Genomic DNA, 22,673 nt, shown 5'->3' with positions numbered 1-22,673 from the left:
GGTCTACGCGTTGAGATAGGTCAGCACCGCCATGACGCGGCGGTTGTCGTCGTCGGACGGGGGCATGCCGAGCTTGCTGAGGATGCTGTTGATGTGCTTGCTGACCGCCTTGTCCGTGATGAACAGGCGCGCGGCGATCGCCGCGTTCGAGCGCCCCTCGGCCATGAGGCCCAACACCTCCCGTTCGCGCGCCGTCAGCGCCGCGAGCGGGTCGGCGGGCGTGCGGCGGGCGAGCAGTTGGGACACGACCTCCGGGTCCATGACCATGCCGCCGGCGGCCACCTGCCGGACGGCGTCGACGAACTGGCGTACGTCGGAGACGCGGTCCTTGAGCAGGTACCCGACGCCGCCCGCGCGGTCGGCCAGCAGTTCACGCGCGTACAGCTGCTCGACATGTTGGGACAACACGAGTACGGGCAGGCCGGGCACGCGCGTACGGGCGGCGATCGCGGCCTGCAGGCCCTCGTCGGTGAACGTCGGCGGCAGCCGCACGTCCACGACGGCCACGTCCGGCCGGTGCGACAGCAGGGCGGGCAGTAGTGCCGGACCGTTGTCCACCGTCGCGACGACCTCGCAGTCGAACGCCGTGAGCAGCCGCGTCAGGCCGTCCCGGAGGAGGGCGAGGTCCTCGGCGATGACAACGCGCACGGCAGCTCCATGGTCACGACGGTGGGCCCGCCCGGCGGGCTGGACACCGACATGATTCCATCGAACGCCGCGAGCCGTCGCTCGATGCCCCGCAGGCCGCCGCCGGCCTCGGCGTTCGCGCCGCCCCGGCCGTTGTCGCCGATCTGGATGGCCAGGCGGCCGTCGTGGTGCGTCAGGCGTACCCAGGCGGTGCTCGCCCCGCTGTGCTTGGCCACGTTCGTCAGCGCCTCGGCCACCGCGAAGTACGCCGCCGACTCGATCGGTGCCGGCGGGCGGGCAGGCAAATCCACGTCGACCGCGATGTGCAGCGGCACGGTCAGCGCGAGCGCCCGTACCGCGCCGTCGAGGCCCCGCTCGGCGAGCACCGGCGGATGGATGCCGCGGACCAGGCCGCGCAGGTCGGCCAGCGCCAGCCCGCTCGACTGGCGGGCCTCGGCGAGCAGCGCGGCGGCCGCCTCGGGGTCGCGGCGCAGCAGCTCCTCGGCCATGCCGATGTTCATGCTGAGCGACACGAGCCGGGCCTGCGCGCCGTCGTGCAGGTCGCGCTCGATGCGGCGCAGCTCGGCGGCCTGCGTGTCGACCGCGTCGGCCCGGGTGACGGTGAGGTGGCGCACCTGCTGGGCGAGGACGGACGACGGGGTCGGACGCAGGAAGTAACTGGTGAAGGTGGCCTCGATCCAGGTGAGCCACCGGGCGCCGGCCAGCCCGACCACGAGGAACAGCACGCCCATCGGGATGGTGAGCAGCGCCTCGACCGGGTTGTCGATGGGCCAGAAGATTCCGTACCCGTACCAGTCGATGGACGCGGAGAGCAGGATCGCGATGCCCAGCATGCCCTCGACGCCGTAGAGCGGCAGGCATGCGGCGAGCAGTCCGCACACCGTGCCCGCGATGGCGCCGGGGACCAACCACGCGAAGTCGAGCCAGGTCGCCGGGTCGCTCACGACCTGCCGGAACCGTTCCCACGTGCCGTAGACGGCGCGGGCCGGCACCGGCCGGTACGGCACCGGGATGGGTACGCCCGAGCGGGCCGCGAGCCGGCGGCTGAGGTTGGCCCGCCACCGCACCACGCTCGTCACGATCGGGAACGCGGCGAAGCCCAGGCCGGCCGCGGGGATGAGGGCCAGCGACACGACCGACAGCGCGAACAGGACCGGATTGAGGGTGACCGCGAGCAGCCCGACCGCCAGGCCGCGCGCCATCGCGGGCAGCCCGTCACGCCACAGGGGCGCCAACGCGTCGAGGCGCTGGCGCAGCCGGTCGGGGAGCGCACGGTTCATCCGAGCATTCTGGCCCGTCGCCGCGACACAGGTCAGGGGTGCTGGCACCCGTACGCGAAGGGTGGTGTTGGCACCACCGGGGTGGGGCGTTGCCACTCCTGTCTTTCGGCGGCCCGGGACCTGGGATGGAGGGGTCAGGTTTCGTCCAGGGAAGGGACCACGCTCGTGTGGGCAAGACTGCTCAGCGGCAGGCGGAGCAAGCTGGCCGTCCTCGCCGCCTGGTTGATCATCGCGTCCGTCGCGGGGCCGATCGCGATCAAGCTGTCCGAGGTGCAGGACAACGAACAGCTCGGGGCGCTGCCGGCCAGCGCCGAGGCGGCGCGGGCCGCCGACCGGCTCGCCCGGGCGTTTCCCGAACCGTCCGCGCTCGTCGCCGTCGCCGTGTACGCGCGCGACGCCGGGCTGACGGCCGCCGACCGGGCCAAGGTCGAGGCCGACCGGGCGGCCTTCGCCCCGTACGCCCAGGGCGGTCAGGTCGCGGCCGCCGAGCCGAGCGCGGACGGCAGGGCGCTGCTGGTGGCGTTCACGTTGGCCGGCGACGACGACACGCAGGCCGCGGCCGTCGAACCCATCAAGCACCAGCTGACGAACGGCCCGCCCGACGGGCTGCGGGTGGCGCTGACCGGCTCGGCCGGCGCGGAGGACGACCTCTTCGACGCGTTCGCCGGCATGGACGCCGCGCTGCTGCTCACCACGGCGATCGCCGTGGCGCTGATCCTCATCCTCAGCTACCGCAGTCCGGTGCTGTGGCTGCTGCCGCTGATCGCGGTGGGCGTCGCGAGCCAGGTGGCCAGCGCCGTGGTGTACCTGCTGGCCAGGCACGCGGGCCTGACCGTGGACCTGCAGAGCCAGAGCATCCTGACGATCCTGGTGTTCGGCGTCGGCGTGGACTACGCCCTGTTGCTGCTCGCCCGCTACCGCGAGGAGTTGCGCGAGCACGCCGACCGGCATGAGGCGATGGCCCGGGCGGTGCGCCGGTCGTTGCCGGCCATCGCCGCGTCCGCGGCCACGGTGAGCCTCGGCCTGCTGTGCCTGGTCGCCGCCGACCTGCCGGCCACCCGCGGGTTGGGGCCGGTCTGCGCGATCGGCGTCGCGGCCGCCTTCCTGGTCATGACGACGCTGCTGCCGGCGTTCGTGGTGCTGTTCGGCCGCTGGGTGTTCTGGCCGTTCGTGCCGCGCCTGGGCGCGCCGGGCGCCGAGCACCGGGTCTGGCGTCGGGTGGCGGGCCGGGTCGGCGCGGCGCCGCGCGCGACCTGGTTGGTCACGGCCGCCGTCCTGGTGGCGCTCACGGCCGGCATCGCCAACCTGGGGCTGGGCCTGCCGGGTGACAAGTCGTTCACCGAGGAGGTCGGTTCGGTCACCGGCCAGCACCTGATCGAGGCGCATTACCCCGCCGGTACGGTCTCGCCCGCGCTCATCATCGTCCCGACCGGGTCGGCGGGCGCGGCCGGCGACGCCGCGCGGCGCACGGCCGGGGTCGCCGAGGTGCTGCCCGCCGAGACGTCCTCGGACGGGCAGTGGACGCGGCTACGGGCGGTGCTCACCGACCCGCCCGAGTCCGACGCGGCCGTGGCGTCGGTGCGCCGGCTGCGCGACGCGGTCCACCCGACCGGGGCGCTCGTCGGCGGCCCGACCGCCTACGCCGTGGACACCCGCGACACGGCCGCCCGCGACGACCGACTGATCATGCCGCTGATCCTGACGGTGGTGTTCGTCGTGCTCGTCCTGCTGCTGCGCGCGCTCGTCGCCCCGCTGGTGCTGCTGGCCAGTGTGGTCCTGTCGTACTTCGCGGCGCTGGGCGCGGCCGGGCTGATCCTGTCCGCGATGGGCTACCCGGACCTGTGGGAGGCCATCCCGCTGCAGACGTTCCTGTTCCTCGTCGCGCTCGGGGTGGACTACACGATCTTCCTGATGACCCGCGCCCGGGAGGAGGTCGCCCGCACGGACCACCGCACGGGCATCCTGGCCGCCCTCACGGTCACCGGCGGGGTCATCACGAGCGCCGGTGTGGTCCTGGCCGCGACGTTCGCGGCGCTGACCGTCCTGCCGCTGGTGCCGTCGGTGCAGACCGCCGTCATCGTCGTCGTCGGGGTCCTGCTCGACACCTTCCTGGTGCGGACCTTGCTGGTCCCGGCCCTGGCGCTGCACATCGGCCGGCGGATCTGGTGGCCGGGCCGCCTGGCCCGCCCCGCGCCCGCGCCGCCCCCACCGGCCCGGCAGGCCGTGCCGATCAGTTAGCGCCCGCCCCGACGGCGTCCGGTCCGGCGTTGCCGGCGGACGCCGTCGAGGGCGAGCGGGACGGTGTCAGGCGTCCTTGACCAGGCGTACCCGGTCGCTCCTGCGCGCGCGCGTCCCGGCGGGGCGGGCCGGCCGGTGCGTGGTCGAGGACCACGACCGGCGTGCCCGGTGGCACGGTCGCCAGCATCTTCCGCTGGCCCCAGCGGGTCAGCCGGATGCAGCCGTCGGTGGTGTTGCGGCCCAGCTCCCCGTCGTGGAACCAGGTGTGGATGCCGATGTGCGCGCCGCGCAGCCCCGCCGGCACCAGGTGCGGCTTGTCCGGCACGGCGCCGAGGGCGAACACGTCCGTGTCGCCGTAGACCATGCCGGGCAGCCGGGACCGGCCCAGGATGAACGTGCGGCCCAGCGGCGTGGGCGTGTGGTCCATGCCGAGCGTCACCCGCCAGGTGTGCACGGGTACGCCGTCGCGCAGCCACGTCATGCGGTGCCCGCGCCGGACGATGATGATCTGGTCGCGCAGGGCCACGGTGGCCCAGGCCGCGTGGCGCGGTGGCAGCCAGCCGATCCGCCGGTTCACCGAGGGCAGGAGTACGGCGGTCCAGCCGGCGCGCCGTTCGACGACGGGAACGGTGAGCGGCACCCCGAGGATGTCCGGCTTGAGGAAGGCCCGGGGTCGCCCGCCCGGGGCGTCGTACACGGCGATCCGCCGCAACGGGTGCAGGCCCTCTGTGAGCGGTCGCGTGGACAGCGGTGCGGGATCGGGCGGGAAGCCGCGCGGCGCCGGTTCGTAGCTGATGACCGGCAGGTTCCTCGGCGCGGGTCGTGCGGGCGGGACGACGACGCCCGGCGCCGCCGGGACCGCGGCCGACAACGGTGGCCGGGGTCCGGGCCGGGGTGGTCCGGGGGAGGAGGCCGTGATCACCGCCGCCGTCGCCAGGAGCAGCGCCGTGCCGGCCAGCCAGCGGCGCCCGCGCGCCGGGCCGTCGAGGAAGGGACGGACGGTACCCACCAACGCCTCACCACACTGGATCGCAGCGGCCGAAATCCGGCATATCGCCGCCCTGACGCTATCGCACCGCGACCGCCCGGCACGGTCGTTCGGACGTAATCACGCGCCGGTGGCCGACGGCCCTCGGCCACCGGCGCGCGTGCCTCACCGGGTGTCGCTCCCACCTCCGGTCGTCAGCACGGCCGCGCGACCGGCCTCCAGCCGCGCGACCGGCAGCCGGTACGGCGAGCAGGACACGTAGTCCAGCCCGGCCTCGTGGAAGAAGCCGACCGAGCGGGGGTCGCCACCGTGCTCCCCGCAGACGCCCACCGTGAGGTCGGGTCGGGCCGCCCGGCCCTCCGCCGTCGCGATCCGCACGAGCCGACCGACCCCGGAGGCGTCCAGCGACTCGAACGGCGACACCTCGAAGACCCCCAGGTCCAGGTAGCGCGGGAAGAACGAGCCCTCCACGTCGTCGCGGGAGAACCCCCACGTCATCTGCGTCAGGTCGTTCGTGCCGAACGAGAAGAACCGCGCGGCGCCGGCGATCTCGCCGGCCGTCACCGCCGCGCGCGGGGTCTCGATCATCGTGCCGATCGGGATGTCGGGCACGTCCGCCACCGTCGCCAGCACGTCGGCGATCTCCTGGCGGGCGATCTCCAGTTCCTGCACCGTGTCGACGAGCGGCACCATGATCTCGGGACGCGGGTGGCCGCCCGCGTGCACCCGCTCGGCCGCGGCCTCGGCCAACGCCCGCACCTGCATCGCGTACAGGCCGGGCACGACCAGGCCGAGGCGCACCCCGCGCAGGCCCAGCATCGGGTTCTGCTCGTGCATGCGGCGCACGGCCGCGAGCAGCACCGCGTCGTGGCCGGGGTCCTCGCCGAGCGCCCGGGCCCGGGCCACCCGCGCGGCGACCTCGTCCAGCGCCGGCAGGAACTCGTGCAGCGGCGGGTCGAGCAGGCGCACCGTCACCGGCAGCCCGTCCATCGCGGTCAGGATCTCGAGGAAGTCCTGCCGCTGCAACGGCAGCAGCTCCGCCAGCGCCGCCGTACGGGCGTCGTCGTCCCCGGCCAGGATCAGCCGCTCCACGAGGGCCCGGCGCTCGCCGAGGAACATGTGCTCGGTGCGGCACAGGCCGATGCCGCCCGCGCCGAACCGGCGGGCCCGCGCCGCGTCGGCCGGCGCGTCGGCGTTGGCGTGCACGCCGAGCCGGCGCACCGCGTCCGCGTGCGCCATGATCCGATGCACGGCCGCGACCAGCGGCTCGGCGTCCGGGGCGAGTTCGCCCTCGAAGTAGCGCACCACCGGCGAGGCGAGGACGGGCAGCGCGCCGGAGTACACCCGACCGGTCGTACCGTCGATGGAGATCGTGTCGCCCTGGCGGACCACCCTCCCGCCCACGGTGAACCGGCCACCCGCCGGGTCGACGTCGATGGCCTCGACCCCGCACACGCACGTCTTGCCCATGCCGCGCGCCACGACCGCCGCATGCGACGTCTTGCCGCCCCGGCTGGTCAGGATGCCGGCCGCGGCGATCATGCCGGGCAGGTCGTCCGGATTGGTTTCGCGCCGCACCAGGATCACCGGTTCGGTCGCGGCGGCCGCGGCCTCGGCCGTGAAGACCACCTTGCCGGTGGCCGCGCCGGGCGAGGCCGCGACCCCGACGGCGAGCGGAGCCGGGGCCCCTGAGACGTCGAACCGCGGAAACATCAGCTGGTCGAGCTGCGCCCCGCTGACCCGGCGCAGGGCCTCGTCCAGGTCGATGGTCCACTCGTCGACCAGTTGCGTCGCGATGACGAAGGCCGCCTCGGCGGTGCGCTTGCCCACCCGCGTCTGCAGCATCCACAGCGTGCCGCGTTCGATGGTGAACTCGATGTCGCACAGGTCGCGGTAGTGGTGCTCCAGCCGCGACATGATGTCGGTCAGCTGCGCGAAGCAGTCCGGCTGCAGCTCGGCGAGCCGCTGCAACGGGACCGTGTTGCGCACACCCGCGACGACGTCCTCGCCCTGGGCGTTGGCCAGGTAGTCGCCGTAGACGCCCCGCGCGCCGGTCGCCGGGTCGCGGGTGAACGCCACCCCGGTGCCCGAGTCGGGGCCGAGGTTGCCGAACACCATGGCCTGCACGTTGACGGCCGTGCCGAGGTCGGCCGGGATGCGCTCCTGGCGGCGGTAGATGACGGCCCGCTCCGTGTTCCACGAGCTGAAGACCGCCTGGATGGCCCGCAGCAGCTGCGCCATGGGGTCCTGCGGGAACTCCTCCCCGGTGTACTCAGAAAAGATCTTCTTGTACGCCTCGACGAGCGTGCGCAGCTCGGCCGGGGACAGCTGGGTCTCGCTCGCCACCCCGGCGAGGTGGAGTTCGGCGTCGAGCGCCTCGTCGAACGCGCTGGCGGGCATGCCGCACACCGTGCGACCGAACATCTGGATGAGGCGGCGGTAGGAGTCCCAGGCGAACCGCTCATCGCCGGTGTGTCGCGCCAGCCCCGCCACGGTGACGTCGGTGAGGCCGAGGTCCAGCACCGTCTCCATCATGCCGGGCATGGAGAACCGGGCGCCCGAGCGTACGGACAGCAGCAGCGGGTCGTCCGGGTCGCCAAGGCGGCGCCCCATCGCGGCCTCCATGCGCCGCAGATGCCCGGTGATCTCCGCGACGAGTGGCGCGGACAGCCTCGGGTTGGCCAGGTACTCCCGGCACGCCTCGGTGGTGATGGTGAAACCGGGGGGAACCGGTAGCCCCAGCCGGGTCATTTCGGCTAGATTGGCGCCCTTGCCGCCCAGCAGGTCGGCCAGGTTCCGGTTGCCTTCGGCAAAGTCGTAGACGCGTTTGGTCATCGTCGACCTCCCGTACAGTGGGCGCGGTCGCGCCCTTGTACCTGTGGTACGTCCCGGCCCGGCACGCCCGTAGGGCCGTCCGCCTCGCGCTCGTGGGGCCAACGACCCTGGCCGGTCCGGCCGGCGCGAGCCACCCTTCGAACATGAGCCGAGACCTGTTGAGCCGCGCGAGTCACCTGCAATGGGCGGCGCACATGGCGCTGCGAGCCCCGTCGGTCTGGAACACCCAGCCCTGGCGGTGGCGGGTCCTGGACGACGCGGTCGAGCTGTGGGCCGACCGGGAGCGCCAGGTTGTCTCGATCGACCGCGACGGGTTGCTGCTCACCGTGAGCTGCGGCGCGGCGCTGCACCACCTGCGCACCGCGCTGGCCGCCAGCGGCGACGAGGTGACCGTGGAGCGGTTGCCCGACCCGGCGGAACCCGACCTGCTCGCCCGGGTGCGGCTGCGCTGGCCGAGCGTGCCCGCGGAGGACGACGCGGAGTACGCCCGGTTCGCCGCCATCGCGCGCCGCCGCACCGACCGGCGGCCCTTCGCCGAGGTGCCGGTGGACTCCGTCATGCTGGACCGGCTGCGCTCCGCCGTGACCGCCGAGGGCACCCAGCTGACCTACCTCGACGCCGCGGGCGTCGAGCTGCTGGCCCGGCTGACCGAGGGCGCGGCCCTGGTGGAGGCCGGCGACCACCGTTACGTGGCCGAGCTGGAGGGCTGGACGCACCGGCCGCGCCACTCCCACGACGGCCTGCCCGCGCAGAACGCGCCCGCCGCGGCCGACCGGGTGGTCCCGGTGCGCGAGTTCGTCCCGGACGCCGACCCGGAGCCCGGGGCGGGCCACGTGATCCTGGACCGCTGCGCCTCCTACGCGCTCTTGTGGGGCGAGGACGACGAGCCGACGTCGTGGCTGCGCGCCGGCGAGGCGCTGTCGGCCGCGCTGCTGGAGGCCACCGTCCTGGGCCTGGCCACGTCGCCGATCAGCAACGTGGTCGAGGTCGCCGCCCTGCGCTCCGCGCTACGCGACGTGCTGCCCGGGCCGGGGCACCCGTACCTGGCGCTGCGCATCGGCTGGCCGGCCTCGGCCGAGGACGCGGACGACCGTACCCGGCGCCTGGCACCCAGCCGGCGCATCGACGTGGCGGAGTCGTAGCCGCGCGAGCTGGCGTCTGCTCAGGGCAGATTCCCTTTGCCGAGGGCAGAACACCCTGTCGCGTCGCTCGTACGGGGCCGATGGTGGGACCCATGAACACGTCACCCATCGGCACGCTGGACGACCAGCTGGCCGCCCGGCTGCTGCACGAGCGCATCATCGTCCTCGGCGCGGAGGTCGACGACCCGGTCGCCAACCGGCTCTGCGCGCAGCTGCTGTTGCTGTCCGCGGAGGACCCGCGCAGCGACATCAGCCTCTACATCAACTCGCCCGGCGGCTCGGTCAGCGCCGGGCTGGCCATCTACGACACCATGCGGCTCATCCCCAACGACGTGAGCACCCTCGCCATGGGCTTCGCCGCGAGCATGGGCCAGTTCCTGCTCAGCGCCGGCACTCCCGGCAAGCGGTTCAGCCTGCCGAACGCGCAGATCCTCATGCATCAGGGCTCGGCCGGCTTCGGCGGCACGGCCGCCGACGTGGAGATCTACGCCCAGCAGCTGGAACGGGTGGGCGACCTGCTGCTGCGGCTCACCGCCGAGCAGACCGGCCAGTCGGTGCAGACGGTGGAGCGCGACAGTCGCCGTGACCGGTGGTTCAGCGCCACGGAGGCCCTCGAGTACGGGCTGATCGACCACGTTCTCGACAGCGTCACGGACGTGCGCCCGAACATCGTCCGGCAGATGGGGATCGCGGCATGAGCCAGTACCTGATTCCGACCGTGGTCGAGCGGACGCCGAATGGGGAGCGCGCCTACGACGTGTATTCCCGCCTGCTGTCCGAGCGGATCGTGTTCCTCGGTACGGAGATCGACGACGGCGTGGCGAACGTGGTCATGGCCCAGCTGCTCTACCTGGAGTCCGCGAGTGAGCAGGAGATCGGCCTCTACATCAACTCGCCGGGCGGTTCCTTCAGCGCGCTGACCGCCATCTACGACACGATGCGCTTCATCCGCTGCGACGTGGCCACGATCTGCCTGGGCCAGGCGGCCACGGCGGCGGCCGTGCTGCTCGCGGCCGGTACGCCGGGCAAGCGGGCGGTGCTGCGTCACGCGCGGGTGACCCTGCACCAGCCGTCCAGCCAGGCGCGCGGCACCCTGCCCGACCTGGCCGTGCAGGCCAAGGAGGTGGCGAAGGTGCGCGCCGAGATGGAGGAGATCCTGGCCGAGCACACCGGCCACCCCGCTGCGAAGATCAAGGAGGACATCGACCGCAGCCGGACGTTCACGGCCGCGGAGGCCGTCGACTACGGCCTGGCCGACCACGTGATCACGCGGCGGTCGGCCGCGTTCGCGCTGGCGCGAGCCGCCTGACCGGTCCGCCGAACCTGATCAGGCCGCGAGCAGGAGGGCGCCGCCCGGCCCGGGCAGCCGCCCGGTGACCGGCGCGGAGATGCGGTGCTGCGGGGTGGTGGACGCCAGCCGGAGGACCGGGGCGCGGTCGCGGACCAGGTCGCGCCCCACCTCGGCGAGCAGGTCCGCCAGCTCCACGCCGAGGGCGTCGCACACCGCGCCGAGGACCTCGGAGCTGGCCTCCTTGCGGCCACGCTCCAGTTCGGACAGGTAGGGCATGGACACGCGGGCGTCGCTCGCGACGTCCGCCAGCGTGCGACCCTGCGCGAGGCGGTGCCGGCGCAGCACGGCGCCGAGCACGGTGCGCAGCAGCGGTCGGGGCCGCCGGTCACGGTCTGCCACTTCCGACATGCCGCCACCATACCGACACGCGCGCCGCCGGCCGTACCCACATGGCCAGGGTTTCGCCCGCAGCGTAAGCGACGCGTACCGGTGGGTGCGCATGCCGCGGTATCGGTACGTAACAGTGGGCTGCCTACACTGGCGCGACAATCGTCGGACTGATCGAGAACTCAGGGAGAGTCGCGTGGCCGGGGTCGAGGAGAGGGCACCCGTCGGCATCGACGTGTCCGTGCCGCATTCGGCGCGCATCTACAACTTCTGGACCGGCGGCAAGGACAACTTCGCCGCCGACCGGGCGATGGCGCAGGCCATCGAGGGCGCCATCCCGAGCATCCGCGCCATGGCCATGGCCAACCGGGACTTCGTGCTCCGCGCGGTCGAGTACCTGTCCCGCGAGGCGGGCATCCGCCAGTTCATCGACATCGGCACGGGCATTCCCGCGAGCCCCAACGTGCACGAGACCGCGCAGGCCATCGCGCCGGGATCGCGGGTCGTCTACGTCGACAACGACCCGATCGTGCTCGCTCACGCCCGGGCCCTGCTGGTGAGCAACTCCCTGGGCTCCACCGCGTACATCGACGGCGACCTGCGCGATCCGGCGAGCATCCTCGACACGCCGCAGCTGCGCACCACGGTGAACCTCGACGAGCCGGTCGCTTTGCTGCTCGTCGCGGTGCTCATGCTCGTGCGCGAGGAGGACAACCCGCTGGCGGCCGTGCGGTCCTTCCTGGACAAGCTGGCCCCGGGCAGCTACGTGGTGATCACCCATCCGACCGGCGACTTCGATCCGCCCGCGATGAAGACGGTCGTCGAGACCGCCACGCACGGCGGCATGACGTTCGTGGCGCGCTCGCGCGAGCAGGTCGAGGAGTACTTCGCGGGCTGGGAGTTCGTCGAGCCCGGCGTCGTGCCCGTGCTCGCGTGGCGTCCCGAGGATCGGCCGGACGACGAGTACGCGGCGTACTACTGGGCGGGCGTCGCGCGCAAGCCGGGCTGACCCGCGCGGCGTCACGCCGCCGGGGTCACCAGCCCGCTCTCGTACGCGAAGATGACCGCCTGCACGCGGTCGCGCAGCTCCAGCTTCGCCAGGATGCGCGCCACATGCGTCTTCACGGTCGCCTCCCCGAGGTGCAGCTCGGCGGCCAGTTCCGCGTTGGACAGGCCGCGCGCCAGCAGCACGAGGACCTCGCGCTCGCGCGCGGTCAGGGCGGACAGGCCGCCGAAGTCCTCGCGTACCCGCGTGGGGGTGGCGAAACGGTCGATGAGGCGGCGGGTGATCGTGGGCGCCAGCAGCGCGTCCCCGTCGCGGGCCAGGCGCACCGCGTGCACGAGGTGGTCGGGTGTGACGTCCTTGAGTAGGAAGCCGCTCGCCCCGGCGCGCAGCGCCGCGTAGACGTACTCGTCCAGGTCGAACGTGGTGAGGATGATGACCCGGGTCGCCTCGCCGGCGGTGGTGGTCAGGCCGGAGGCGAGCAGGCGGCGGGTCGCCTCGAGGCCGTCCATGACGGGCATCCGGATGTCCATGAGCACCACGTCGGGGCGCAGCCGCCGCGCCGTGGCCAGCGCGGTCTCCCCGTCAGGCGCCTCGCCGACGACCTCGATGCCGGCGGCGCCGAGGATCATCGCGAAGCCGCTGCGGACCAGCGCCTGATCGTCGGCCACGACGACGCGCAGGGTGTCTGTCACGTGGGGATCCTCGCCGTGAGGTGGAAGCCGCCGCTGAGCGTGCGGTGGGTCTCCAGGGTGCCGTCGTGCAGGCGGATGCGCTCGCCGAGACCGAGCAGTCCCCGGCCGGCCCCCGGGACGGCCGGATCGGCCGGCGCGGCCGCCGTGTTGCGGACCTCGACGACGAGAACCTCGTCGTCGAGGCGGATGTCCACGTCGGTCGCCGCCCCGGGCGCGTAACGCAACGCGTTGGTCAGGCCTTCCTGCACCACGCGGTACGCCGTGAGATCGACCGTCGGGGGCACCTCGACGTCGTCGCGCCGCAGCGTGACGGGCTGCCCGGCGGCGCGCACGGCGTCGACGAGCGTGTCGAGGTCGGCGAGGCCGGGCTGCGGGCGCAACTGGTCGTCGGCGGGCGCCATGAGGCCGAGCAGTTGCCGCAGCTCGGCCATGGCCTCGCGGCCGCTCGACTCGATCGCGCCGAGCGCGCCCCGGGCCAGGTCCGGTCGTGTCCCGATCACCTTTCCGGCCGCGCCGGCCTGGACCACCATGACGCTGACGTGGTGGCTGACGACGTCGTGCAGTTCGCGGGCGATGCGCGCGCGTTCCTCGGCGATGGCGGCCCGGGCGGCGGCGGCCTGTTCCTTCTCCAGCGCGTCGGCCCGTCGGGCGGCGGCGTCCGCGCGGGCGCGCGCGTTGCGCAGCGCGGCGGCGGCGAGCCCGGTCAGCAGAAGCACCACGAACGGCCCCAACCAACCGGGCAGGGACGGGATCGACTCGTCGAACCTGGCGGCGGCGCCGCCCGCGGTGACGGCCAGCAGGCCCAGCCCCACCGCGACGGACCGGCCGTAGGTCACCACGGAGTACGCGCAGATGATGATGGCCACGAATCCTGGCCACAGCAGTCCCTGGCGGATCACGATGATGCCCCCGACGGCCACGAGGAAGGCCGTGTACGGCAACCGGCGGCGTACCGCCAGGGCAGCGCCGGCGATCACGCCGGCGAGCGGGTTGACCTTTTCCGGCATCTCCGGGACATCCGGCGCCGCGGGCCCGTCGGCGCCGCCGAAGGTATCGGGCGCCGGGGGCGCGACCGGGACGGCCGCGGCGTCGGGCACCTCGCCCTCGACCCGCATCCGCAGGGGGCCCTGCGCGTCGGCGGGGTCTGCCACCGCCGCCGCGATGACCGCGGCCGCCACGAACACCGCGGCGAGCAGTACATCGGTCCACGACAGGCCGACCCGATCGACCAGGCGGCGCAGGCGTACGGGCACGAGTCCATTGTGCCCAGGTCAGCGTCGGCGGGCGTCCGCCGCGTTGTGGACTTTCGTCATCCCTACGGCGGGCGCCGCCGTGACGGTTCAGCCCCGCGCCGGACGCGCCCGAGGTCGGCGCGCTCCTACGGTCGGTGCCGACCCTACGACCGGGAGGAAACCACACATGACCGAGTTGATCAGACTGTCCGGAGTGGAGAAGGCGTACGAGGCGGCCGGGCCGCCCGCGTTGGCCGGGGTCGACCTGTCCGTGCACAGGGGCGAGGCGGTCGCCGTCATGGGCCCGTCCGGCAGCGGCAAGTCGACCCTGCTCAACGTGATCGCGGGGCTGGACCGGCCCACCGGCGGCACTGTCGAGGTGGCCGGCGTGCGCGTCGACCAGCTGTCCGAGACGGCCCTGGCCAGGTTCCGCCGTGCCCACATCGGCATCATCTTCCAGTTCTTCCACCTGCTGGACGAGATGACCGTCCGCGACAACGTGGTGCTGCCCGGCCGGCTCGCGGGGGCCCGGCCGGGCACCGCGCGCCGGCGCGCGGACGAACTGCTCGACCGGCTCGGCATCGCGGACAAGGCCGACGCGTACCCGGCCCGCCTGTCCGGCGGGCAGCGCCAGCGCGTCGCCATCGCCCGTGCGTTGATCAATGAGCCGGAGCTGCTCCTCGCCGACGAGCCCACGGGCGCGGTCGACCAGGCGGCGGCCGAGGGCGTGCGCCAACTGCTCAGCGAGCTCAGCGCGGACGGCCTCACCCTGCTGCTGGTCACCCACGACCCGGCGCTGGCGGCCGCGTCCGGCCGCCGCCTGATCACCATGCGCGACGGGCGTGCCCTCGAAAGTATCCCCGCATGAGCGCGGTCCTCGCGGCGACGCGGGCCGCCGTCGCCAGGCGGCGGGTGCAGACGCTCGTCGTCGGCCTGGTCGTGCTGCTCACCTCGGCGACCGCCGTACTCGCCATCGCCCTGGCGGCCGCGTCGCACGGCCCGTTCGACGACGCCTTCGACGCCGCCGACGGCGCGCACGTGAACGCCAACGTGCGTGGCGGCGTGGCGGCCGCGCAGCTCACCGCGACCGCCAGCGCGGCCGGCGTGACGGCGGCGGCCGGCCCGTTCGCCGCGGTGCGCGGTGCCGTCGAGGGCCCGCGCGGCCTGCGCCTCCCCGACGGCCTCATCGTGGGCCGCGAGCAGGCCGGCGGGTCGGTCGACAAGCTGATCCTGGACGAGGGCGAGTGGCTGACCGGCGTGGGCCAGATCGTGCTGTCGCGCCGCTACGCCGGCCCACTCATCTCCGTCGGCGACACGGTGACGATCGGGGGCGGGTCGCTGCGGGTGGTCGGGGTGGCCGCGTCGGTGACCGGCACCGCCGACGGCTGGGTCTGGCCCACCCAGACCGACGTCCTGTCGGCCGAGGGGGCGGGCTGGCAGATGCTCTACCGCTTCGCCGGCCACGACACCGAGGAACGGGTGCGCGCCTCCCTCGCGGCGGCGACCGCCGGCCTGCCGGCCGACGCGGTGGAGTCGAGCACCAGCTACCTCACGGTCCGCACGTCGGTGAACCGGTCGATCGCGGCGTTCGTGCCGTTCGTGGTCGCGTTCGCCGTGCTCGGCATCGTGTTGTCGGTCCTCATCACGGCCAACGTGGTGTCGGGCGCGGTCGTGGCCGGCTACCGGAACATCGGCGTACTCAAGACGCTCGGGTTCACGCCCGCGCAGGTGGTGGCCGTCTATGTGGCCCAGGTCGTCGGGCCCGCGGTGGTCGGCTGCCTGATCGGCGTGCCGCTCGGCATGGCCGTGGCGATTCCGCTGCTGGGACAGACCGAGCGCGTGTACGACCTGCCGGTCAGCGGGGCGGGCGTACCCGGGTGGGTCGTCGTCACCGTGCTGGTCGCCGCGCCGCTGCTGGTCGCGGCGTCGGCCATCCCACCCGCGCTGCGGGCGGGCCGGCTGGCCGCCAACCAGGCGATCAGTGTGGGCCGCGCGCCGCGCGTCGGCCGCGGCTTCCGGGCCAGGCGCGCGCTCACGGCGAGCGCGTTGCCGCGCCCGGTCGCGCTCGGCCTCGGCCTGCCGTTGGCGCGCCCGTCGCGGGCGGCCGGCACGGTGGTCGCGATCCTGCTGGGCGCAGTGACGCTGGTCTTCGCGGTCGGCCTGGCCGCCTCCGTCCTGCGGGTGGACGCCGCGTTCAGCCGCCGCGACGCCGTCCAGGTCACCGCCGGCCTGTTCATGGAAGCCCCGCCCGGGCACACGGCGCCCGAACCGCCGCCTCCCGGCGCACCGCCCGGGGCCCCCGCCGCCGAAGCGCCGGCCATCTCAGCGCCGGCCGCAGGGCCGCGGACCGCGACGGTCGACCCGGCCGTCGTGCTGGGCGCGGTGCGGGCGGCCTCCGGTACCGCCCACGCGGTGATCCTCCACGAGGGCCGGGCGCGCGCCGCCGGCATCGCGCAGGAGCTGGACGTGTCCGGGTACGTCGGGGACGCCGGCTGGGTCGGGTACCCCATCGTCTCCGGGCGCTGGTACGCCAACCCCGGTGAGGTCGTCGTCTCGTCGTACTTCCTGAACCACACGGGCCGTCAGGTCGGCGACCGGCTGACGTTCGACAGCGGTCAGGTGGTCACGATCGTCGGCGAGGTACTCGCGGGCACCGGCAACCTCATCGTCATCGGTGACGCCACGCTGCTCAAGGAACCGCTGCACGTCGTCATCGAGATCGGGCTGGCGCCCGGCACGGACGCGGCCGGGTACGCGGCCGCGCTGGGTAAGCAGTTCGGCGAGGAGTCCGGGGTCCATGTCGAGGATCGCAGCAGCGACTACGACGCGGAGGCGTTCATCATCCTGGAGACGCTGATCGCCACGCTGACCCTGTTGCTGTGCGCGGTGGCGGCGCTGGGCGTGCTCAACACGGTCGTGCTCACCACCCGCGAGCGCACCCAGGAGATCGGCGTGCTCAAGGCGCTGGGCATGACGCCACGCCAGACCCGGACCATGGTGATCACCTCGATGGTCGGCCTGGGGCTGGTCGCCGGCGTGGTGGCCGTACCCCTCGGGGTGCGGCTGCACCACTGGATCGTGCCGCTCATGGGGGAGGGTGCGGGCACGCCGCTGCCCGCCTCCGTCGTCGACGTGTACGGCCTGCCGCAGCTGGTGCTCCTGGGCTGCGCCGGGATCGCGCTCGCGGTGGTCGGGGCGCTGCTGCCCGCCGGCTGGGCGGCCCGCACCCGGGTAGCCACGGCCCTGCGCGCCGAGTAGGCCGGGCGGCGGCCCCCGACGCGCCTCGGGGGCCGCCGCTCACATCCGTTCGGGGGTCGAGATGCCCAGCAGGTCAAGACCCTGGGCGAGGACCCGGGCGGTCAGGTCGCACAGCGCGAGCCGGCTGGCCCGCGTCCCGCCGTCCGCGCGCAGCACCGGGCACCGGTCGTAGAACGCGGTGAACGCGCCCGCGAGCCCTTGCAGGTAGCCGGTCAGCGTGTGGAACCGCAGCGTCTCGGCGACCTCGTCGATGACCGCCGGGAACGCCAGCAGCTCCAGCGCGAGGGCGTGTTCGGCGGGGTCGACCACGGTGATGGCCGCGTCGGCGGACGGTGCCGCACCGCCCCTGCGGAAGATCGACCGGATCCGGGCGTACGTGTACTGCAGGTACGCGGCCGTGTCGCCCGTGGTGGCGAGCATCCGGTCCCAGGCGAACAGGTAGTCCCTGCCCCGGTCGCTGGACAGGTCGGCGTACTTGATCGCCCCGATGCCCACCGCGTGCGCGATCGCCGCGCGCTGCGCCGTACCCAGTGAGGGGTTCTTCTCGGCGACGATGGTCGCGGCCCGGTCGACGGCCTCGGACAGCAGCTCCGCGAGCTTGACCGCGCCCCCGGCGCGGGAGGCGAGCTTGCGCCCGTCCGCGCCGAGCACCTGGCCGAAGCCGATGTGCTGCGCCCGGGCCGGCGCCGTGAGCCAGCCGGCCTCCCGCGCGGCCTGGAAGACCAGCTCGAAGTGCCGCTGTTGCGGGGAGCCGACGACGTAGAGCAGCCGGGTGGCCTTGAGTTCCTGGGTCCGGTGCCGGATCGCGGCGAGGTCCGTGGCGCCGTAGCCGAAGCCGCCGTCGCGTTTGCGGATGATGATCGGCAGCGGCTCGCCGTCGCGGCCCAGGATGCCGGCCGGGAAGACGACCTTGGCACCGTCGCTGTCGCGGAGCAGGCCGGCCTCGTCCAGTTCGGACACCAGGGGCCCGAGCAGGGGGTCGTAGAAGCTCTCGCCGACGAAGTCGGCGTCGGCGAGCTGGGTGCCGAGCGTGTCGTAGACGGCCCGGAAGTGTGCCTCGCTCTCGGCCACCAGCAGCCGCCACAGCCGCAGCGTGGTCGCGTCGCCGGACTGCAGCGCCACGACCCGCTGCCGGGCGCGCTCGGCGAACGCCGGGTCGGCGTCGAACTTCGCCCTGGCGCCCTGGTAGAAGCTGTCGAGGTCGCCTACGGACAGCTCGTGTGCCGCCGCGTCCTCGCCGAGGTCGAGCAGGTGCTCGATGAGCATCCCGAACGGGGTGCCCCAGTCGCCGATGTGGTTGGCCCGGATCACGTCGTGGCCCAACCAGCTCAACAGCCGCGCGCACGCGTCGCCGATCACGGTGGAGCGCAGGTGTCCGACGTGCAGCTCCTTGGCCACGTTGGGCCCGGAGTAGTCGACGATCACGGTCTCGGGGTTGCCGGCCGGCGCGACGCCGAGCCGCTCGTCGGAGCGCGCCGCGGCGAGCAGCCGGCCCAGGGCCGCGTCGGCGATCGTGACGTTGATGAAACCCGGCCCGCTCACGGTCGCCGAGGCGATCAGCTCGGACGGGCCCAGCCGGGCGATGACGTCTCTGGCGATGTCGCGGGGCGGGCGGCTCAGCGTCCGGGCCAGGGGGAGCGCGCCATCGACCTGGAAATCGGCGTGCTGGGAGCGCCGGACCACGGGGTCGACCGGGCCACCGGCGACCGCCGCGAAGGCGGGGGCGAACAGGTCAGCGACGGAGCTTTCGAGATCGGGCATGAGGCAGGCCTTCGCACGCGACGGACGACACGGACACGGGGGTGCCGGTTCGTCGTCGTCGCGTGGGTGCCACCATGCCGGGCAGCCTAGCCGCCCGGTTGCGCGCTGGCGCGCCATTTATCGCCCGAAGCGCCTGAACGGCTGAGGACCGCGTCGGCGGGCATCGATACGCTGGCGCGGTGAGTGCGCGAGCAGACGAGGTGGCCCTCGCCGCGGTCGCGGTGGGCGGCGTCATCGCGATCGCCGCGGCCGAGGGGCCGTACGAGCCGTTCGAGTCGGTCATGGGCATCGCGCTCGCCGTCATCTTCGCGGTGCTGTACCGGCCGCCAACCCCGGCCCGGGCGGCCGAGGCGTGGGTGCGCTCCGCCGCGGCGGCGGCCGCCGGCGCCCTGGTGTTGTGCCTGATCCTGTCGTTCCCGGTCGACCAGATCGTGCGCGGCCTCGCGTCCGCGCCCGACGCGGCGGACCTGCCGATCAGCTGGGTGCTGTCGGCGTTGTGGCTGGTCGGGTTCCTCAACCTGATCGTGGTGCTGCGGTTCACCCTGCTGCGGGTGCCCGTCGCGATCGAGGAAGGATCCGCGCCCACGTCCGTGTGAACGCCTCCCGGGCCGACCGCCAGCGGCATACGGTCGGAAGCGGACAGTTGTCACGTGTCAGCCCGGGGGCGGCTATGAAGGACTTTTTCATCGCTTTGCTTGTCGTGATCGCGCTGGCGGCGTTCATCGTCGCCAAGAAGGCCGACGACGCGCAGTCGCACCGGCCCGCGCACTGCGAAACGTCCGCCGACTGCTGACGCCTCCCGGCCCGCGCGGCGCGGGTGGGCCCGGCGATCTTGGTGCGAAACGCTCCCATGCGGCGGGTTGCGCCCAAGATCTACTGCCGGTGTCTCGGCCGGCTACTGGCCGTCGAGCAGAGCCCTCTTGCGGATCTTGCCCATGGCGTTGCGGGGCAGGGACGTGACGAAGTGGATGCGGCGGGGACGCTTGTGGACCGACAGGCGCCCGGCCACGAAGTCGATCAGTTCCCGCTCGCCGACGGTGTCTGCCACGACGAACGCGGTGACCCGCTCGCCGAGGTCGGCGTCCGGTACGCCGATCACGGCGGCCTCCGCCACGGCGGGATGCGCCAGGAGGGCATCCTCGACCTCGCCCGCGCCGATCCGGTACCCGCCGCTCTTGATGAGGTCCGTGGACGCCCGGCCCACGATGCGGTGCCACCCGTCCGGGCCGATGGTCGCCACGTCGCCGGTGGCGAACCAACCGTCCACGGTCAACGGACGCGAGCCGCCCCAGTAGCCGCTGGCCAGCATCGGGCCGCGCACGTGCAGCTCGCCGACCGTCTCGCCGTCGTGCGGCACGGGCGCGCCGTCGTCCCCGACGAGCCGGGTGCTGACGCCCGCCACGGGCAGCCCCACGTGCCCCGGGCGGCGTTCGCCGTCCGCCCGGCTGCTCACGGTGATCAGCGTTTCCGTCATGCCGTACCGCTCGACGGGCTGGTGCCCGGTCAGCGCGCGTAACCGGTCGAACACGGGCACGGGCAGGGCGGCGCTGCCGGAGACCAGTAGCCGCGCGCGGCTCAGGGCCCGCGCGGCGGCCGGCGCCGCGGCTATCCGGGACCACACCGTGGGTACCCCGAAGTAGAGCGTCCCGCCCGCGGCCGCGTACGCCTCCGGACGCGGCCGGCCGGTGTGCCGCAGCCGGCCGCCGACGCGCAACGGACCGAGCACGCCCAGGACCAGGCCGTGCACGTGGAACAGCGGCAGCCCGTGCACGAGCAGGTCGTCGGGCGTCCACGCCCACGCGTCGGCGAGCGCGTCGATGCCGGCGGCCAGCGCGGCGTGGGAGAGCACGACGCCCTTGGGGGCGCCGGTCGTCCCGCTCGTGTACATGATCAGGGCGGCGCCATCCGATATCGGGTCCCGATAATCGGCGCCGGAACGTCGGGTGACATCAACCTGGAAAGTCGGGATTGTCGTATCGCCGGGAGCCTCGTCGCCGTACAGGAGCAGCGCGGCGCCCGAGTCGCGCAGGATGTGTGCGCGCTCGTCGACCCCCGCGTCGGGCGGCACCGGCACGACGGGGACGCCGGCCGTCATCGCGCCCACGATCCCGACGACGGTCTCCACGCTCGGCGTGGCATGGACGGCGACGGCAGGCGCCCCCGCCACCGCGTCCGCCACGGCGGCGGCCGCGCCGAGCAGCGCCTCGCCGGACAGCGTCCGACCGGCCACCGTCACCGTGTCGGCGCGATCGCCCAGCCCTGAGATCAACGACAGCATCCCGCCATCATCCACCGTGCCCGCGATCGGGCGGCATGACGCGCAGCGCGCCACCGTGAGCGCTCGGCAACACGTGGGCCGACCCGCCATCGAGGGCTGGGCGACCGGCGGGACCGGCCAAAGATTCGGCCGGATCGCCGGCCGATAAACCCCTCGCCGCCACCCATTCGGCAACTGCGTCAGCCCTTGTGACGACTGCGGTGCGCAGCGCGGCCGCCCTATTCTGCAACGGTTTCGCGGCGACTCGGCGGGGGAGGGACATGCGCATTGTTTCGGTGATCAATTTCAAAGGTGGGGTCGGCAAGACGACGCTCACCTCGAACCTCGGCACCGAGTTGGCACGGCGCGGCAAGCGGGTGCTGCTGGTCGACCTTGATCCGCAGAGCAGCCTCACGTTCAGCTTCTTTTCGCCGGATCTTGCCGCCGGCCGACTCCCGCCGGATCAGACCGTCAAGTCGTGGTACGACAGCTTTATCCGGGGTGTACCGCACCGACCGCTGGCGGAGTGCGTCGTCGAACCGAAGGCCGTGAACGCCGCGTTGCCGTCGCCGGACGGGTACGTTCACCTCGTCCCGTCCACGTTGCATCTGATCAGCCACGAGTTGTCGATGCTGACGAACGTCGGGCTCGGCGGCGGCAACGCTGACCTGGAGATGTTCCGGTTGCGCCGGGCGCTGAGCGAGGCGCTGCGAGACCCGCATTTCGCCGCGTGCTACGACCTTGTGCTCATCGACTGCCCGCCCAATTTCAACATCGTGACGCAGAGCGCGATCGTGGCCAGCGACGGCATTCTTGTGCCGTCCCGGCCCGACTATCTGTCCACGCTCGGCATCGAGGCTCTGTTCCAGAACGTGCGCAGGCTGACGGAGAAGTACAACGAGCAGGCGCAGGAATATGAGCCCGACCGCCCTGAGGTGATCGTCGCACCGCAGCCGCTCGGCGTTGTCTTCACGATGGTGCAATACCGGTCGCACGAGCCCATCAGCGCGCACCGGTACTACATCGAGACGACGCGCACGCGAAGCCCGGGAATTCCGATCTTCACATCGAGCATCCGGGACCGCAACGTGTTCGGGGCGCAGAACCCCGACGGTGTCCCGGTCATTCTCCGGGTCAAGGTGACCGAGCAGATCTACGTCGAGCTCATGAGTCTGGCGACGGAATTTCTTAACAGCATCGGCATGGGAGGGGCGCAATATGAGTGACGTGGCCAAGCAGACTCTCGGGGTCCTGCGGCGGATCACCGAGTTTCTGGACTACCTACCGCAGGAGCAGGTCGACGACCTGGCCGAGGGCCGGGCCCGGCTGGCGCTGATCCCCTGGGGCGCCAACGAGCCGGCCGTGCCGGCGGCGCGCAAGCCGGCGCGGGCCGCCAAGGCCGCCCCGAGCGTCGATGTGGAGTCCGTACGCGACGCGCTGGCGGTGGCGGCCTCGCGGGAGGAAGCGGCCGTGATCCTGGCGCCGTTCGGGGTGGCGGAGCTCCGCGTGATCGCTGGCGCCCTGGGGATCGGCGGCGTCGCCAAGACGGCGAAGGCCGCCCTGGCGCGCCAGCTGGTGGACTTCACCGTCGGGGCGCGCCTGAGCGGCGCCGCCATCCGCGCCATGTGATCCGACTGGCGGCCCGTCCGGTCGGGGCG

20 protein-coding genes are annotated in these 22,673 nt (G+C 73.4%); 11 read left to right on the top strand and 9 right to left on the bottom strand.

Annotation, left to right across the window (positions count from 1 at the left end):
• Window positions 1-3: 3 nt before the first annotated feature.
• Together ABD191_RS02480 and ABD191_RS02475 are read right to left on the bottom strand one after the other, a co-directional pair.
• Window positions 4-648: a LuxR C-terminal-related transcriptional regulator gene (locus ABD191_RS02480; RefSeq protein WP_344076278.1), complete on the bottom strand. Its 645-nt coding sequence runs from the start codon at window positions 646-648 to the stop codon at window positions 4-6.
• The gene (locus ABD191_RS02475; protein ID WP_344076276.1) at window positions 600-1,928 is read right to left on the bottom strand and encodes a sensor histidine kinase; all 1,329 of its coding nucleotides are present in this window, start codon (window positions 1,926-1,928) and stop codon (window positions 600-602) included. Before ABD191_RS02475 ends, ABD191_RS02480 begins: the two co-directional genes overlap by 49 nt.
• Before the next feature lie 165 nt (window positions 1,929-2,093).
• Between ABD191_RS02475 and ABD191_RS02470 the strand changes: the two genes are divergently transcribed.
• Window positions 2,094-4,166: an MMPL family transporter gene (locus ABD191_RS02470; protein ID WP_344076274.1), complete on the top strand. Its 2,073-nt coding sequence runs from the start codon at window positions 2,094-2,096 to the stop codon at window positions 4,164-4,166.
• Here the strand turns inward: ABD191_RS02470 and ABD191_RS02465 are convergent.
• Window positions 4,159-5,175, bottom strand: coding sequence for a L,D-transpeptidase (locus ABD191_RS02465; RefSeq protein ID WP_344076272.1), 1,017 nt, complete (start codon window positions 5,173-5,175; stop codon window positions 4,159-4,161). The genes ABD191_RS02470 and ABD191_RS02465 overlap by 8 nt on opposite strands.
• Window positions 5,176-5,319: 144 nt before the next feature.
• Entirely contained in the window at window positions 5,320-7,989 is a 2,670-nt protein-coding gene (gene ppdK / locus ABD191_RS02460) for a pyruvate, phosphate dikinase (RefSeq protein WP_425560639.1), read from the bottom strand.
• Window positions 7,990-8,132: 143 nt separating this feature from the next.
• On the opposite strand from ppdK, the gene ABD191_RS02455 reads away from it, so the two are divergent.
• From ABD191_RS02455 to ABD191_RS02445, 3 genes are all read left to right on the top strand, one after another.
• Complete coding sequence (locus ABD191_RS02455) at window positions 8,133-9,131, top strand: Acg family FMN-binding oxidoreductase (RefSeq protein WP_344076270.1); 999 nt, start codon at window positions 8,133-8,135, stop codon at window positions 9,129-9,131.
• Window positions 9,132-9,223: 92 nt separating this feature from the next.
• Window positions 9,224-9,829: a ClpP family protease gene (locus ABD191_RS02450; protein WP_344076268.1), complete on the top strand. Its 606-nt coding sequence runs from the start codon at window positions 9,224-9,226 to the stop codon at window positions 9,827-9,829.
• Window positions 9,826-10,440, top strand: coding sequence for a ClpP family protease (locus tag ABD191_RS02445; protein WP_344076266.1), 615 nt, complete (start codon window positions 9,826-9,828; stop codon window positions 10,438-10,440). Before ABD191_RS02450 ends, ABD191_RS02445 begins: the two co-directional genes overlap by 4 nt.
• 18 nt (window positions 10,441-10,458) lie before the next feature.
• On the opposite strand, the gene ABD191_RS29195 is transcribed toward ABD191_RS02445, so the two are convergent.
• On the bottom strand, window positions 10,459-10,830 hold the full coding sequence (locus tag ABD191_RS29195; protein WP_425560638.1) for a helix-turn-helix domain-containing protein: 372 nt from the start codon (window positions 10,828-10,830) through the stop codon (window positions 10,459-10,461).
• Between the two features lie 175 nt (window positions 10,831-11,005).
• Here ABD191_RS29195 and ABD191_RS02435 point away from each other — a divergent pair, with 175 nt between their 5' ends.
• Complete coding sequence (locus tag ABD191_RS02435) at window positions 11,006-11,818, top strand: SAM-dependent methyltransferase (RefSeq protein WP_344076264.1); 813 nt, start codon at window positions 11,006-11,008, stop codon at window positions 11,816-11,818.
• 11 nt (window positions 11,819-11,829) lie between these two features.
• On the opposite strand, the gene ABD191_RS02430 is transcribed toward ABD191_RS02435, so the two are convergent.
• Together ABD191_RS02430 and ABD191_RS02425 are read right to left on the bottom strand one after the other, a co-directional pair.
• Window positions 11,830-12,507, bottom strand: coding sequence for a response regulator (locus ABD191_RS02430; protein WP_344076262.1), 678 nt, complete (start codon window positions 12,505-12,507; stop codon window positions 11,830-11,832).
• Window positions 12,504-13,760 (bottom strand): sensor histidine kinase, encoded by a 1,257-nt coding sequence (locus tag ABD191_RS02425; RefSeq protein WP_344076260.1) that lies wholly within the window; start codon window positions 13,758-13,760, stop codon window positions 12,504-12,506. Before ABD191_RS02425 ends, ABD191_RS02430 begins: the two co-directional genes overlap by 4 nt.
• Window positions 13,761-13,926: 166 nt before the next feature.
• Between ABD191_RS02425 and ABD191_RS02420 the strand changes: the two genes are divergently transcribed.
• Together ABD191_RS02420 and ABD191_RS02415 are read left to right on the top strand one after the other, a co-directional pair.
• On the top strand, window positions 13,927-14,607 hold the full coding sequence (locus ABD191_RS02420) for an ABC transporter ATP-binding protein (protein WP_344076258.1): 681 nt from the start codon (window positions 13,927-13,929) through the stop codon (window positions 14,605-14,607).
• Window positions 14,604-16,997: an ABC transporter permease gene (locus ABD191_RS02415; protein WP_344076256.1), complete on the top strand. Its 2,394-nt coding sequence runs from the start codon at window positions 14,604-14,606 to the stop codon at window positions 16,995-16,997. The genes ABD191_RS02420 and ABD191_RS02415 overlap by 4 nt, the downstream gene beginning before the upstream one ends.
• Before the next feature lie 39 nt (window positions 16,998-17,036).
• Here ABD191_RS02415 and argS read toward each other — a convergent pair whose 3' ends face one another.
• Window positions 17,037-18,758 (bottom strand): arginine--tRNA ligase, encoded by a 1,722-nt coding sequence (gene argS, locus ABD191_RS02410; RefSeq protein ID WP_344076254.1) that lies wholly within the window; start codon window positions 18,756-18,758, stop codon window positions 17,037-17,039.
• A gap of 179 nt (window positions 18,759-18,937) precedes the next feature.
• On the opposite strand from argS, the gene ABD191_RS02405 reads away from it, so the two are divergent.
• Window positions 18,938-19,354 (top strand): hypothetical protein, encoded by a 417-nt coding sequence (locus ABD191_RS02405; RefSeq protein ID WP_344076252.1) that lies wholly within the window; start codon window positions 18,938-18,940, stop codon window positions 19,352-19,354.
• Window positions 19,355-19,428: 74 nt separating this feature from the next.
• Window positions 19,429-19,551 (top strand): hypothetical protein, encoded by a 123-nt coding sequence (locus ABD191_RS02400; protein WP_344076250.1) that lies wholly within the window; start codon window positions 19,429-19,431, stop codon window positions 19,549-19,551.
• Between the two features lie 102 nt (window positions 19,552-19,653).
• On the opposite strand, the gene ABD191_RS02395 is transcribed toward ABD191_RS02400, so the two are convergent.
• Window positions 19,654-21,033: an AMP-binding protein gene (locus tag ABD191_RS02395; protein WP_425560646.1), complete on the bottom strand. Its 1,380-nt coding sequence runs from the start codon at window positions 21,031-21,033 to the stop codon at window positions 19,654-19,656.
• A 263-nt stretch (window positions 21,034-21,296) separates the two neighbouring features.
• Here ABD191_RS02395 and ABD191_RS02390 point away from each other — a divergent pair, with 263 nt between their 5' ends.
• Complete coding sequence (locus ABD191_RS02390; RefSeq protein WP_344076246.1) at window positions 21,297-22,241, top strand: ParA family protein; 945 nt, start codon at window positions 21,297-21,299, stop codon at window positions 22,239-22,241.
• Window positions 22,234-22,644 (top strand): hypothetical protein, encoded by a 411-nt coding sequence (locus ABD191_RS02385; RefSeq protein WP_344076243.1) that lies wholly within the window; start codon window positions 22,234-22,236, stop codon window positions 22,642-22,644. The genes ABD191_RS02390 and ABD191_RS02385 overlap by 8 nt, the downstream gene beginning before the upstream one ends.
• Window positions 22,645-22,673 lie beyond the last annotated feature (29 nt).

The organism is Luedemannella helvata, from assembly GCF_039528415.1.
Classification (GTDB): domain Bacteria; phylum Actinomycetota; class Actinomycetes; order Mycobacteriales; family Micromonosporaceae; genus Luedemannella; species Luedemannella helvata.
Note: the sequence above shows the minus strand (reverse complement) of the source record. Positions and strands in the feature narration are given on the sequence as shown.